The sequence below is a fragment of the Mycobacterium montefiorense genome (assembly GCF_025823255.1).
Classification (GTDB): domain Bacteria; phylum Actinomycetota; class Actinomycetes; order Mycobacteriales; family Mycobacteriaceae; genus Mycobacterium; species Mycobacterium montefiorense.
Window position 1 is genome coordinate 1 of sequence record NZ_JACKVL010000013.1, and the last position, 13,304, is coordinate 13,304.

The following is a 13,304-nucleotide window of genomic DNA, read 5'->3' on the forward strand; positions in this document are numbered from 1 at the left end:
GTTTGGCGCACTTGCTGGTTGGGCTGGGTGCGAGTCCGGGTCGGTGTGTGGCGGTGATGTTTTCGCGCTCGGCCGAGGCGATCGTGGCGATTTTGGCGGTGCTCAAGTCGGGGGCGGCCTACCTGCCGATCGATTCGGCGGTGCCCGATTCTCGCGTCGAGTTCATGCTCGCCGATGCCGCGCCGATCGCGGCGCTGACCACCGCTGAGCTAGCCGGGCGGTTCGATAGTCACGGGGTGCCGGTCTTCGGCGTCAATGAGCCGGCGGTACAGGCCCAGCCGAGCATCGCGTTGGCGGCGCCCGCGCCCGGGGACCTCGCCCACGTCGTTTACACGTCGGGAACTACCGGTGTGCCCAAGGGGGTGGCGACGACTCACCACAACGTGACTCAGCTGTTGGAGTCGCTGCATGTGGGTCTGCCCTCGGGGCCGGGGGAGGTGTGGTCGCAGTGGTACTCCTATGCGTTTGACGCCTCGGTCGAAGAGATCTGGGGGGCGTTGCTGCACGGGTCTCGGCTCCTGATCGTGCCCGAGTCGGTGGCCGCGGTGCCAGATGACTTGCAGAACTTGCTGATTGACGAACACGTCACCGTGTTGCACCAGACCCCGTCGGCGGTGTCGGCGCTGTCGCCCGAAGGCTTGGAGTCCGCGGCACTGGTGGTGGCCGCCGAGGCCTGCTCAGCGGAGCTGGTGGATCGATGGGCGCCGGGGCGAGTGATGACCAACGCCTACGGCCCCACCGAGACCACGCTATGCGTNGGCTTGGAGTCCGCGGCACTGGTGGTGGCCGCCGAGGCCTGCTCAGCGGAGCTGGTGGATCGATGGGCGCCGGGGCGAGTGATGACCAACGCCTACGGCCCCACCGAGACCACGCTATGCGTGACGGTGAGTCCACCGCTGACTGCCGGATCAGGGGCACCTCCGATCGGTGGACCGGTGCCCGGCGCGGCGCTGTTTGTGCTCGACCCCTGGTTGCGTCCGGTGCCACCGGGTGCGGTGGGCGAGTTGTACGTGGCCGGCCGTGGCTTGGCGGCCGGATATCTGCGCCGCGCGGGACTGACGGCATCGCGGTTTGTGGCCTGCCCGTTCGCGCCAGGGCAACGCATGTATCGCACCGGCGATTTGGTGTCATGGCGTGCTGATGGGCAGCTGCAGTATTTGGGTCGGGCCGATGAGCAGGTCAAGATTCGCGGTTATCGTATCGAGCTCGGCGAAATCCAGGCGGCGCTAAGCGGTTTGGATGGGGTCGAGGCAGCGGTTGTGGTGGTTCGTGAGGACCGTCCCGGCGACAAGCGTTTGGTGGGTTATGTCACCGAAGTGTCAACCGGGGCGGTCGACACCGCCGGTGCCCGAGCCGCGCTGGCCCAGCGGCTGGCACCCTACATGGTCCCCGCCGCCATCGCGGTCCTCGACGCATTGCCGTTGACGGTCAACGGCAAGCTTGACACCCGCGCCTTGCCGGCACCGCAGTACCACAGCAGTGAGTACCGTGCTCCGAGCAACGCAGTCGAGGAAGCCCTGGCCGGTGTCTACGCCGAGATCCTCGGCCTCGAGCGGGTCGGGGTTGACGATTCGTTCTTCGACCTCGGCGGAAACAGCATCTCGGCAATGCGTTTGATCGCCGCGATCAACACAACTCTCGACACCCACCTCACTGTCCGCGTTCTGTTCGACGCACCGTCGGTGAGCGCATTGAGCCATCAGGTTGACCGCCACGTTGTCGATCCGCGTTTTGTGGCCGCGCACGGCGCGCAGCCCGGCGAAATCCATGCCGCCGATCTCACCCTGGACAAGTTCATGGACGCCGCAACGCTATCGGCGGCCGTCACGCTGCCGGGCCCGAGCGCGGAGCTACGTACGGTTCTGTTGACCGGCGCGACCGGGTTCCTCGGGCGTTACCTGGTGCTGAAATGGCTTGAGCAACTGGAATTGGTCGACGGCAAACTGATCTGTCTGGTGCGTGGCTCCTCCGACGCGGATGCTCTGCGTCGTCTGGAGAAGGTCTTCGACACCGGGGATCCGCAACTGCTGGCGCACTTTGAGGAGCTTGCGGCGGATCGTCTTCAGGTCATCGCCGGAGACAAGGCGCAAGCGGACCTCGGCCTCGACGGCCAGACATGGCAGCGACTGGCCGAAACCGTTGACTTGGTTGTTGATTCGGCCGCATTGGTCAACGGTGTGTTGCCCTACAGCGAACTGTTCGGCCCCAACGTCGGCGGCACCGCCGAACTGATCCGGCTGGCGTTGACTACGAAACTCAAGCCCTACACATATGTGTCGACTGCCAACGTCGGTGACCCGATTGAGCGCTCGGCGTTCACCGAGGACGCCGACATCCGGATCATCAGCCCGACGCGCGTCAACGACGGCAGCTCTGTGAGCGGCTACGCCAACAGCAAGTGGGCCGGTGAGGTGTTGCTACGGGAAGCCCATGAACTGTTCGGGCTGCCGGTTCTGGTGTTCCGCAGCGGCATGATCCTGGCCGACACCAGTTACCTGGGTCAGCTCAACGTCTCGGACCTGGTGACGCGGATGGTGTTGAGCCTGGTGGCCACGGGCATCGCGCCCGTTTCGTTCTATCAGCGCGACGCGAACGGCAACCGGCAACGGTCGCACTACGACGGGCTGCCGGTCGAATTCGTTGCCGAGGCGATCGCCACGCTCGGAGCCGAGGTGGTCGACGGGTTTGAGACCTATCACGTGATGAACCCGCACGACGACGGTGTCGGGCTCGACGAGTACGTCGACTGGCTGATCGATGCCGGCCATTCCATCGAGCGTATCGACGATTTCGACGAATGGTTGCAACGGTTTGAGTGCGGCCTGCGGGGTCTGCCCCATCGACAGCGGCAGCACAGCGTGCTGCAGATACTGCAGTCGGCCGGCCCCCAGTATGTGCGGCCCGCACTGCCGATGCGCGGCGCCTCAGCGTCGACGGATAGATTCCGCGCCGCGGTGCAGGAGGCCAAAATCGGGCCCGACAATGACATCCCGCACGTCTCGCCGCCGGTCATCGTCAAATACGTCACCGACCTACAATTGCTCGGGCTGCTTTAGCCGTTGGTATAGCAATCCTTTCGCTGGCCAGAACGTCGTCGTACGCTCATTGCGATGCTGGCAAAGTCCGAGATTCGGTTCCTGCGCGTCGGCGACCGCCGCGTGGCGTACGAAGTACGCGGCGATGGTCCAGCTCTGGTCGCTCCGGCGTGGTGGGTGAGCCATCTCGAACTCGACTGGCAGAGCTCCGGCTTCCGGCAATTCTGGGAAAGCCTCGCCGACGGATACACGCTGATCCGCTTCGACCGGCTCGGCGTCGGCATGTCGGACCGCGCGCTGCGAGATTCGGACCTGACCCTGGACGCGGAAGTGGCGATGCTGCGGGCGCTGCTCGACGAGCTCGGTCTCGAGCGTGTGTCTATGTTGGGCGGATCCTGCGGGAGCTGCACCGCAATCGCCTTTGCCGCAACGTATCCCGAAAGAGTCGAGCGGCTGGTGCTGTACGGGTCCTACGCCGATGGCTCGGTGATCACCGCACCGGGAGTGGGCGACGCGATCATCGCGGCGGTTCGCGCGCATTGGGGACTTGGCTCGCGTTTGCTCAGCAACATGTTCCTCGGTGCCGCCGAATCCGCGGAGCACGAACGCTTCGCACGGTTGCAGCGAGGGGTGGCGACCGCCGAGGCCGCCGCCGCATTGTTGGGTCTGGTCTATCGCCTCGATGTCCGTGGGTACCTTCCCAACGTCTACTCGCCGACACTGGTCGTGCATCGTCGCGACGACCGTGCCGTGCCTTACCGGCTCGGGCGTGAGGTTGCGGCGGCGATCCCCGGCGCCGCGCTGATCTCGCTGCCCGGCAGTGCGCACTTTCCCTGGCATGGTGACGCGGATTCCGTCGCGCGCGCATGCCGCGAGTTGCTGGGGCCGTCGACGCCGTCGCCGCAGCAGCACGCACGCGAGCCAGAGCCGGTCGCGCTCTCCGCTCGTGAACGCGAGATTCTCGCCTGCCTTGCGCGCGGTCTGCACGATCGCGAGATCGCCGAGCATCTGGTGCTGAGCCCGCATACCGTGCACCGCCATGTGGCGAACATCCGCCGCAAGCTGGGACGCACCTCGCGGACCGCTGCCGTTGCCGAGGCCGCGCGCCTCGGACTGCTGTGACCTAGCCCAAACGGGCCATCGGCCGAAGATGGCCGCCCTGGGCGATGCGCGCACCCGGTGCCCTCTTCTACGTTTGCGCCATGACCGACACTGGTATCGAACTGGAAGTGCGCCCGCGCTCCGCGTCGTGGCTGCGGATTATGGCCCTGGTGTATGACCCGTTTGTGTGGCTCGGTGAGCTCGCGGGCATGCGTAGCCGGAGGCGGACGCTGGTGAGCGGTGCCCGCGGGCGTGTCGTCGAGATCGGCGCGGGGACCGGACTGAACATCGAGCACTATCCCGACGGCGTCGACGATCTGCTGCTGTTGGAGCCCGAGCCCGCGATGCGCCGAAAGCTCGCGCTTCGGCTGCAGCGGCATCCCCGTCCCGCGCAGATCATCGACGCGCCCGCGGAGCGTCTACCGCTGCGCGACGAGTCCGTGGACACCGTCGTCTCGACGCTCGTCCTTTGCACCGTCGAGGATCCCGAACGCGCGCTGTTCGAGATCGCACGCGTGCTGCGCCACGGTGGGCAGTTGTTGTTCGTAGAACATGTGCGCGCGAGTTCGCGGTTGCTCGCAGCCTGGCAGGACTACCTGTTTCGGCCGTGGCGTGCCTTCGCCGGCGGATGCTGCTGTAACCGGCCGACCGGGGAGTTGATGCGCGCCTGCGGATTTGCTGTTACGGCCGATCATGTCGTTTGGCGCGGGATGCCACGTATTGTCCACCCACTGATACTGGGACGCGCGACTCGGTAGTCCCCCTTGACTACAACCGTTTTCATCACAGTTCCTCGACTTCATCGTGTGACCCGGGTCGCTAGCATCGGGTGAACTTGCCGAAAATCATCGGCAATAAATCATAGTGAAGTAGCCGCCGAATGTTTCTGTCGTGCTTGCCAATTGGTCGCTGACGTGAAACTCCCGAGCGCCCTGAAGCAACAGGGCGCTCGCCGTGTGGAAAGAGGACAATGATGTCTGCTGCAGCTCTGTCGCGCGATCGAATCGTCGCCGGGCCCGGGTGGAGTAGATGGCTCGTTCCCCCCGCTGCGCTGTCGATACACCTAGCGATCGGCAGCGTTTACTCGTGGAGTGTTTTCAAACTGCCCCTACATGAATCACTCGGGGCATCAGGTCTTTTAAGTGCTATGCCGTTCACGCTGGGTATTGTCATGCTGGGTGCGTCGGCCGCCGTCTTCGGCACGGCGGTGGACAGACGGGGCCCTCGCTGGGCGATGTTCGTGGCGCTGTCCTGCTTCTGCGGTGGCTTGCTTGTCGCGGCGGCAGCGGCCGAGATGGGGCAGATGTGGCTGATCATCGTCGGTTACGGCGTCATCGGCGGTGTCGGTCTTGGAATCGGTTACATCTCACCGGTTTCCACGTTGATGAAATGGTTTCCCGACCGGCCGGGCATGGCGACCGGCTTCGCCATCATGGGGTTTGGCGGCGGTGCGCTGATCGCCTCTCCGTGGTCGTCGCAGTTGATGAAATGGTTCGGCGCCGACCGGCACGGGCTTGCTGCGACGTTCTTGGTCATGGGGCTGGTCTACGCCGTCTTCATGTCGGTGGGAGTGTTGCTGATTCGGGTGCCGCCGCACGAATGGGACCCACCCATCGTCAGAGTCGCCTCGTCGAAGTTGCCGCATGCCGCGGGCCCCGATCGCACCGCGAACGAGGCGATCAGGATGCCCCAGTTCTGGCTGCTGTGGATAGTGTTGTGCTTCAACGTCACTGCGGGAATAGGCATCCTGGAGCGGGCTGCGCCCATTTACCGGGATTACTTTCCACGCGCCGCTTCCCCCGCGGCGTTGACCGCGGCCGCGGCGGGATTCGTAGCGATACTCTCGCTGGCAAATTCGTTGGGACGCATACTGTGGTCTTCGGCGTCGGATGGGGCCGGCCGCAAAAATATGTACCGGCTGTACCTCGGTCTGGGCGCGGTGCTCTACGTCGTTTTGATCGTCGCGCAAAATGCGAGCAAGCCGCTATTCCTTGTGGTGTGCATCTTGCTGCTGTCGTTCTATGGCGCGGGCTTCTCGACGGCGCCTGCCTACCTGCGTGACCTGTTCGGCTATCTCGAAGTCGGGGCGATCCACGGCAGGCTGCTGACAGCGTGGTCGACAGCGGGTGTGCTCGGACCGGTGATTGTCAACGCGATTGCCGACAACCGCATTGCTGCCCATGTAGCGGGACCCGAGCGGTACCGATGGTCATTCATGATCATGGTGATCCTGTTGCTGATCGGCGTGGTGTGCAACGAGCTGATTCGTACGCCACGGCCGCCCAGCTTCGTTGTGGCGGGCATGGATACGCGAAAGCCGGCCAGCGTGATCTCCGGTGAGGGTGGACGATGACCGACCGATCGATCGAGACGAGATCGCCACGCGACAAGCTGCTGGGCGCTGGCACCTGGGTTTGGGTGGGGGTGCCATTCACCTATGGCCTCTACGAGTTGCTGGTAAAGATCCCCGCGTTGTTCTTGAACTGATCCAGGGCTCTCGGGAATAGCCCGGTGCGGGTGGTACATTCACCCGACCATGGGTTCTTTCACCGAGAGCGAACGTCAGGATTTCCTCGAAGCCAAGCACGTCGGAGTGTTGTCCGTGGCCGCCGACGACGGGCGTCCGCCGGCCAGCGTCCCGATTTGGTACGACTACGCCCCGGGCGGGAACATCCGGGTCAACACCGGCGCGAAGTCTCGCAAGGCCAAGCTCATCGAGCGGGCCGGCGTCGTCACGCTGGTGGTCCAGCGCGAGGATCCGCCGTACCAATATGTGGTCGTCGAGGGCACCGTGGTCGAGACCACCAATCCGACCCCGCTGGACGTTCGCGAGGCCATCGCTATCCGTTACCTCGGCGACGAAGACGGGCGCGCGTTTGTCCGCAGCATCGAGAACCAGGACAGCGTGTTGTTCACCGTGCGCCCGGACCGCTGGATCACCGCCGATTTCTCGGATGAACTCTGAGCCTTCTTCCGGGCCTCGGTAAAACGGATCGCAGCGACAAAAGTCGTTATTCGACCGGCAACGGGAATTGCGGTTTGGGGTGCAGTCGTGAGGGTATTCGTTAGCCACTTCTGACGAGAAAAGGACCTGACATGTTGCACTCGGTAATTCTGGCTAGTTCGGATCCGCTTGCGGCAGGGCTCATTCTGCGCGGGATCAAGGGGATCTTCGTGGCCATTGGCAGCGTCATCGCCGCAATCGTGTGCGGCCTGATTGCCGCGACGAAGGGCCGTAACCCGCTGGGATGGGGGATTCTCGGGCTGTTCTTTTCGATTCTTACGCTGATCGTCGTCATCGTTATTCCGAGCAAGAAGTAACGTTAGGCAATCGCCGGGTCGACACGCTCGTGCGCGGTGAGCAGCAGGTGATCGAAGTCCGATTGTGAGCTAACGCGCGGTCCCAACGCGCGAAAATCTTCGCAGATCTGTTCTGCCAATAGCCGAAGCTTGATGTTGGCTTCCTGGGACAGCCATTTGAGCAAATCGAAGGCCGGGCCTTCGCCAATGCCGTAGATAAGCATCAACATCCCCTTGGCTTGCTCGATACTGGCGCGCTGTTCGGTGATCTCGGCCAGTTTTGCGGTGACGAGATCTTCCCGTTCCTGATCGGGTGGTGAAGAGACGTCGACGTAGAACCCGTGTGTTCCGATCACCTCACCCTGGTCGTCGTGCAGCTGGTTGCCGACTACTACCACTTGGCGCACCTGTCCACCGGTGTCGATGATCCGATGGCGGGTGCTGAACGCCTGGTGGGTGTTGAGGATCTCGTCGATGGTGGCCGCGACCTGTCCACGATCATCTGGATGTTTATGTGACAGCACCAATTCGGTGGTCGGGGCAACGCTGCCGGGCTCATAGCCGTGCAACCGCTGAACCTGTTCGGACCACTCCCAGCGCTGGTCGGAGAAATAGAACCGGAACCAGCCTGCCCACTGGGGCGCGCCGCCGGCCAGGGCTTGTTCGACATCGGCCGAATCGCCGTTGAGGTTCCCATTCATCGCGGATTCGTCTCCTCGGGTTCAGTTCACCGGATACGACCGACCGCCGCCACGCTCGCACCACGGAATGACGTTCGGGATAAGGAAAGTTGCAAAAACCCGCGAAGCCACGGCGTCGGTATTTAGGGCGCTGACTGTTCAACGCCGAGGGCGTTTCGAATCATGTCATAACAGCCAGCGCAGTTGCGCTATCGGCGGCAGGCGGTTGCGGCGACGGAGGCTGCCGGAGTTCGCCGACGATCAGCGCGGCCGTCCACCGCGGCCACGGCCTTCGCCCAGCATTGGTCGGTACACATCAGCCTTGCGGTCATCTCTCGCTCCAATCTGTTGCCGTGAGACCTGATTTATCTATGCCATCAGGAATAGGTTTTATATAGCATCGTCGACACTTTAGTGCAAGTGTGATAAACAGGTTTTCTGCGTGTGCAAGCAAGGAGGTGCTGATGGCCGATTTCTCGGACCGGGCCGATGTGCCTGCGTCTGATCACGGCGTGTACGGAATCTCCGTCGCTGCTGAGCTTTCCGGCGTCGCGGTGCAATCGCTGCGCCTCTACGAGCGCGCTGGCCTTCTCACGCCTTCTCGAAGCGAAGGCGGAACCCGGAGGTACAGCTCTGATGACTTGGCCCGGCTGCGGCGCATCAGCGAGTTGGTTGACGCCGGGATCAACCTGGCCGGCATCGCACGCATCCTGAACCTCGAAGATGACAATGCGGATCTTTCCGCGACGAACAGCGATCTGCGCTCCAGTAATCGCACATTGCGCAGCGCCGCCAAGTCCACCAGACCCAGACGCGGGGATGCCATCTAGGGTGCTATCGTCGGAAAGCTCAAGCAGCGCGGCATTGGCCGCGTTTCGCGCCCGTGATTGGACCGGTCGACGCGGTCTAGCTCGTCGTCCTCGCCGGAGTCGTTTGCCTCCCTGGATGTTTCGTCATCGCGGGGGTTGTCCATTGTTTGATCGCTGCAGCTGTCGGGTATCAAGTGCGCCATGACCAGAGCAGACGGGTTTGCGCCGACGCCTACCGGTGAACTGTGGCCGGGCAAGGCATACCCGCTGGGCGCCACCTACGACGGCGCCGGCACCAACTTCGCGTTGTTCAGCGAGGTGGCCGAGCGGGTGGAGCTGTGCCTGTTCGACGCCGACGGTGCCGAGACGCGCATCACCCTGCCAGAGGTCGACTATTTCGTCTGGCACGGTTACATACCGGCCATCGAACCCGGCCAGCGTTACGGCTATCGGGTCTATGGCCCGTACCAGCCCGCCGAGGGGTTGCGGTGCAACCCGAACAAGCTGCTGCTGGACCCGTATTCGAAAGCCATCGATGGCACATTCGACTGGGGCCAATCGCTGTTCAGCTACAACTTCGGTGACCCCGATAGCCGCAATGACGACGACTCCGCGGCGAACATGCCCAGGTCCGTGGTGATCAACCCGTACTTCGACTGGGGTAACGACCGGCCGCCGAGTCACGAGTACGCCGACACGGTCATCTACGAGGCGCACGTCAAGGGTCTGACGCAGACCCATCCAGACATCCCCGAGCAGATACGCGGCACTTACAGCGCCGTGGCGCATCCGGTCATCATCGACCACCTCAAGAGTCTGGGCGTCACCGCGATCGAGCTGATGCCGGTGCACCACTTCGCCAATGACTCCACCCTGGTTGAGCGGGGGCTGTCGAATTACTGGGGCTACAACACAATTGGATTTCTTGCGCCCGACTTCAAGTACTCGACCGGCACTTCCCCGGGGGTGCAGGTGCAGGAGTTCAAGGCGATGGTGCGTGCCCTGCACGAGGCGAATATCGAGGTGATCCTCGATGTCGTCTACAACCACACCGCGGAGGGCAACCAACTGGGTCCCACGTTGTCGATGCGCGGTATCGACAACGCGGCGTACTACCGGCTGGTCGACGACGACAGGCAGTACTACATGGACTACACGGGCACGGGAAACAGCCTCAATGTCGGCCATCCGCATTCGCTGCAGCTGATCATGGACTCGCTGCGTTACTGGGTGACCGAAATGCACGTCGACGGCTTTCGGTTCGACCTGGCTTCCACACTGGCCCGCGAGTTCTACGACGTGGACAAACTGTCGACGTTTTTCGAACTCGTGCAACAGGATCCGACCGTCAGCCAGGTGAAGCTGATCGCTGAACCGTGGGACGTCGGGCCGGGCGGCTACCAGGTGGGCAATTTCCCGCCGCAATGGACGGAATGGAACGGCAAGTACCGCGATGCCGTGCGCGACTTCTGGCGTGGCGAACCCTCGACCCTCGACGAGTTCGCCTACCGGCTGTCTGGTTCGGCCGACCTTTACGAGCACACCGGGCGCCGGCCGGTGGCCTCGATCAACTTCGTCATCGCCCACGACGGGTTCACGCTGCGTGATCTGGTGTCCTACAACGAAAAACACAACGAGGCCAACGGCGAGGACAACAACGACGGCGAAAGTCACAACCGATCGTGGAACTGCGGCGCCGAAGGGCCGACCGACGACACTGGAATCAACGAACTGCGGGCCCGCCAGCAACGCAACTTCATCACCACGCTGCTGCTGTCACAGGGTGTCCCGATGCTCTGCCACGGCGACGAGCTCGGTCGCACCCAGAGCGGCAACAACAACTGCTACTGCCAGGACAGCGAGCTCACCTGGATCGATTGGGCCACCGCCGACACCGGGCTGCTGGAGTTCACCCGTACCGTGTCGGCGCTGCGCGCGAACCATCCCGTGTTCCGCAGGCGGCGATTCTTTTCCGGCAAGCCGGTGGGCCGGCGCGGCCACGACGGCCTGCCCGACATCGCCTGGTTCGGCCCCGACGGGGACGAGATGACCGACGAGGACTGGGGTGCGAGCTTTGCGAAATCGGTCGCGGTATTCCTCAATGGACGTGGCATTCCCGATCGCGACCCACGGGGCCAGCGGGTCCTCGACGACTCTTTCCTGCTGTGTTTCAACGCCCATTACGAGTCGCTCGAATTTACCCTTCCGCCAAAGAATTTCGGCGCCGCGTGGAAGCTCGTGGTGTACACAGGTCCCGAAGAGACGACGCCCGCGGACGAAGTGCCCGGGGGAGGTAAGTTCATCGTGGAGCCACACACCGCCGTGGTGCTGCAAGTTCTACCCGATAACCAGACTGGCTAGCCCGCTGGCAGCGGCCAGCAGTGGCGACTCGCCTGCGGCGAGTTTTCCCGCCGAGGCCGCGACATGGGCTAAGTTTCCTGAACAGGGCACCCACGGCCGCCGAACGCCTCGGCGTCACCGTGGGACAACCCTGTCAGACGCCACCCTGGGAGGAAGGTGCCGCTGATGAACGGGCCCGGACCTGCTGCACGTCGGCGAGCAGCGCTGTCGCGGTACGGGTCGGCGGCCGCGGTGGTCGTGCTCTGTGTTGCGGGGTTGACCTGGGTGGGCTGGACGGCGGGTATCGAGCCGTTGACACGGGTTCTTCCCACCTGGCCGGTGATGACTCCGTGGGGAGCCTTGCTCGTGGCAGCGCTGGGTGCGGCGACCTTGGTTCAATCGGGGCTTCCGTCGCGCGGGCGCGGGTGGGCCGGTCGCTGCTTGGCGCTAGCCGTTGCCGCCGTCGCAGTGATATTCGTCGTGGAGTACGTCACTGGCTCGTCGTTCGGTCTTGACCAGCTGTGGTTTGGGGATGCGGTCCGGATGCGACAAGGTTCGTGGCCGGGGCGCCCGAGCCTGCAGACGGCAACGTCGGTGCTGCTGCTGGCCGGTGCTGTTGCGCTGATGAGGCTGGAGCGTGGGAGACGCGTCCTTTGGGCGGTATGCCTGACCGTCGGCGGGGCGATCCCGCTGGTGGTTTTCGGGGCCTATTTGTTCGACGCTCTGGCGCTGGCGGGCCTCTCAGCCCTGACCGGCCAGGCAATCTCGACGGCCTTGGCGCTGCTGTTGGTTGCGGCCGCAATGTCGCTGGCACGCCCTGATCGGTTTCCGCTCGCTTGGCTACTCGCGCGACCCGACCGGCGCTCGCTGGTCCGGTTGGCGGGCATCCTGGCGGCTTTTCCGATCGTTGTGGCGCTGTCGAGGGCGATCTTTTTGACGCTGGGCCTTCGCGGCAATCACACGGAGTGGAGCCTGTCGATCGTGGTCGGGACGGCCATCATCGGGGTGGTCACGCTCTACCTGAGTCAGCGCGAGCAGCGGCTGCTGATGGAGAAGGAGGCGGTCAGCAATCTGCGCGCCGACGCCGAGATGCGCTACCGCATCCTTGCCGACAACGCCGTAGACGTCATTGTTCACTTGCGCGGCCGTGAAACCGCGTGGGTCTCGCCGTCTGTTGTGGGCGCGCTGGGCGGCCCGCCGCAGCGGTGGCTTGGCTCGGGCTTCAGTAGCCGTATTCATCCCGACGATTTCGATGCGATCGTCACCGCGCTGCAGGGGATTACCGACGGAGACTCGGTTATCCAGCGATTCCGGGTCCGCTCCGTCGATTCCGGGTACCGCTGGGTCGACGGCCACGCGAAGCGTTATGTTGACGCCGAGGGCAAGGTCGATGGGCTGATCGCCGCGCTGCGCCTCGCCGACGATCAGGTCGAGACGGAGCAACGGCTCGAACGGTTAGCCCGCTTCGACACGCTCACCGGGTTGGCGAACCGGGCCGAGACCATGGGGCGGCTGGAGTCCGAGCTACAGCAACAGCGACCCGTCGGAACATATGTCGGCATCCTGTTCTGCGACGTCGACCACTTCAAGGACATCAACGACACCTGGGGGCACGGCGTCGGCGATGTCGTGCTGGCAACCATGGCGGCGAGGATCCGCGACAGCGTACGACGGGGGGACACGGTTGGGCGCACGGGCGGCGACGAGATGCTTGTCCTGCTGCCCGGCGTCCATGGCATCGACGAGGTCGGCGAGATCGCCGAGAAGATGCGCCGTCATGCCGCCGAACCAATCGACGTCGCCGGTAATGCGATCCGCGCGACCCTGAGCATCGGTGCCACGATTGCACTTGCCGGCGAGCCCCTTTCGTCTGTCACGGCCCGTGCGGACGCCGCGATGTACCAGGAGAAATTGGGCGACAGCCACACCGTCACCCGATTTTCGGCGGAGCGATCGCTGCGTCGGTCACGTCGCGCCTGACGCGCTCGAGTTCCGCCCGCAGTTACATATCCAGTCCCTGCTAGATACGCTGTGCCTGC

The 13,304-nt window shown here is 64.0% G+C and carries 11 protein-coding genes; 10 read left to right on the top strand and 1 reads right to left on the bottom strand.

Annotated features, from left to right (window positions below; all coding sequences use genetic code 11):
- The 7 genes from H7K34_RS13330 to H7K34_RS13360 form a co-directional block, all read left to right on the top strand.
- Positions 1-3,056, top strand: a 3,056-nt coding sequence (locus H7K34_RS13330; protein ID WP_264062480.1) for a non-ribosomal peptide synthetase, incomplete at its 5' end; no start/stop codon positions are given.
- Between the two features lie 54 nt (positions 3,057-3,110).
- Entirely contained in the window at positions 3,111-4,157 is a 1,047-nt protein-coding gene (locus tag H7K34_RS13335) for an alpha/beta fold hydrolase (RefSeq protein ID WP_264062481.1), read from the top strand.
- Between the two features lie 80 nt (positions 4,158-4,237).
- Positions 4,238-4,894, top strand: a complete 657-nt coding sequence (locus H7K34_RS13340) for a class I SAM-dependent methyltransferase (protein ID WP_264062482.1) — start codon at positions 4,238-4,240, stop codon at positions 4,892-4,894.
- A 215-nt stretch (positions 4,895-5,109) separates the two neighbouring features.
- Complete coding sequence (locus tag H7K34_RS13345) at positions 5,110-6,489, top strand: OFA family MFS transporter (protein WP_264062483.1); 1,380 nt, start codon at positions 5,110-5,112, stop codon at positions 6,487-6,489.
- The gene (locus H7K34_RS13350; protein ID WP_165839736.1) at positions 6,486-6,623 is read left to right on the top strand and encodes an MFS transporter small subunit; all 138 of its coding nucleotides are present in this window, start codon (positions 6,486-6,488) and stop codon (positions 6,621-6,623) included. The genes H7K34_RS13345 and H7K34_RS13350 overlap by 4 nt, the downstream gene beginning before the upstream one ends.
- Positions 6,624-6,672: 49 nt before the next feature.
- On the top strand, positions 6,673-7,101 hold the full coding sequence (locus H7K34_RS13355; RefSeq protein ID WP_264062484.1) for a pyridoxamine 5'-phosphate oxidase family protein: 429 nt from the start codon (positions 6,673-6,675) through the stop codon (positions 7,099-7,101).
- Positions 7,102-7,232: 131 nt separating this feature from the next.
- Positions 7,233-7,457: a deoxyribodipyrimidine photolyase gene (locus H7K34_RS13360; RefSeq protein ID WP_108920896.1), complete on the top strand. Its 225-nt coding sequence runs from the start codon at positions 7,233-7,235 to the stop codon at positions 7,455-7,457.
- A gap of 2 nt (positions 7,458-7,459) precedes the next feature.
- On the opposite strand, the gene H7K34_RS13365 is transcribed toward H7K34_RS13360, so the two are convergent.
- Positions 7,460-8,137, bottom strand: a complete 678-nt coding sequence (locus tag H7K34_RS13365) for a PAS and ANTAR domain-containing protein (RefSeq protein WP_264062486.1) — start codon at positions 8,135-8,137, stop codon at positions 7,460-7,462.
- Between the two features lie 443 nt (positions 8,138-8,580).
- On the opposite strand from H7K34_RS13365, the gene H7K34_RS13370 reads away from it, so the two are divergent.
- The 3 genes from H7K34_RS13370 (at position 8,581) to H7K34_RS13380 (ending at position 13,245) form a co-directional block, all read left to right on the top strand.
- Positions 8,581-8,946, top strand: a complete 366-nt coding sequence (locus H7K34_RS13370; protein ID WP_264062487.1) for a MerR family transcriptional regulator — start codon at positions 8,581-8,583, stop codon at positions 8,944-8,946.
- A gap of 180 nt (positions 8,947-9,126) precedes the next feature.
- Positions 9,127-11,286, top strand: a complete 2,160-nt coding sequence (gene glgX, locus H7K34_RS13375) for a glycogen debranching protein GlgX (RefSeq protein WP_264062488.1) — start codon at positions 9,127-9,129, stop codon at positions 11,284-11,286.
- 165 nt (positions 11,287-11,451) lie between these two features.
- Positions 11,452-13,245 (top strand): sensor domain-containing diguanylate cyclase, encoded by a 1,794-nt coding sequence (locus H7K34_RS13380; RefSeq protein ID WP_264062490.1) that lies wholly within the window; start codon positions 11,452-11,454, stop codon positions 13,243-13,245.
- The last annotated feature ends 59 nt before the right edge of the window (positions 13,246-13,304 follow it).

Coding starts and splice junctions, on each gene's coding strand:
- H7K34_RS13350 (WP_165839736.1), top strand. CDS start 6,486: ATGACCGACCGATCGATCGAGACGAGATCGCCACGCGACAAGCTGCTG.
- H7K34_RS13370 (WP_264062487.1), top strand. CDS start 8,581: ATGGCCGATTTCTCGGACCGGGCCGATGTGCCTGCGTCTGATCACGGC.
- H7K34_RS13355 (WP_264062484.1), top strand. CDS start 6,673: ATGGGTTCTTTCACCGAGAGCGAACGTCAGGATTTCCTCGAAGCCAAG.
- H7K34_RS13335 (WP_264062481.1), top strand. CDS start 3,111: ATGCTGGCAAAGTCCGAGATTCGGTTCCTGCGCGTCGGCGACCGCCGC.
- H7K34_RS13360 (WP_108920896.1), top strand. CDS start 7,233: ATGTTGCACTCGGTAATTCTGGCTAGTTCGGATCCGCTTGCGGCAGGG.
- H7K34_RS13365 (WP_264062486.1), bottom strand. CDS start 8,137: ATGAATGGGAACCTCAACGGCGATTCGGCCGATGTCGAACAAGCCCTG.
- H7K34_RS13340 (WP_264062482.1), top strand. CDS start 4,238: ATGACCGACACTGGTATCGAACTGGAAGTGCGCCCGCGCTCCGCGTCG.
- H7K34_RS13380 (WP_264062490.1), top strand. CDS start 11,452: ATGAACGGGCCCGGACCTGCTGCACGTCGGCGAGCAGCGCTGTCGCGG.
- H7K34_RS13345 (WP_264062483.1), top strand. CDS start 5,110: ATGTCTGCTGCAGCTCTGTCGCGCGATCGAATCGTCGCCGGGCCCGGG.
- glgX (WP_264062488.1), top strand. CDS start 9,127: ATGACCAGAGCAGACGGGTTTGCGCCGACGCCTACCGGTGAACTGTGG.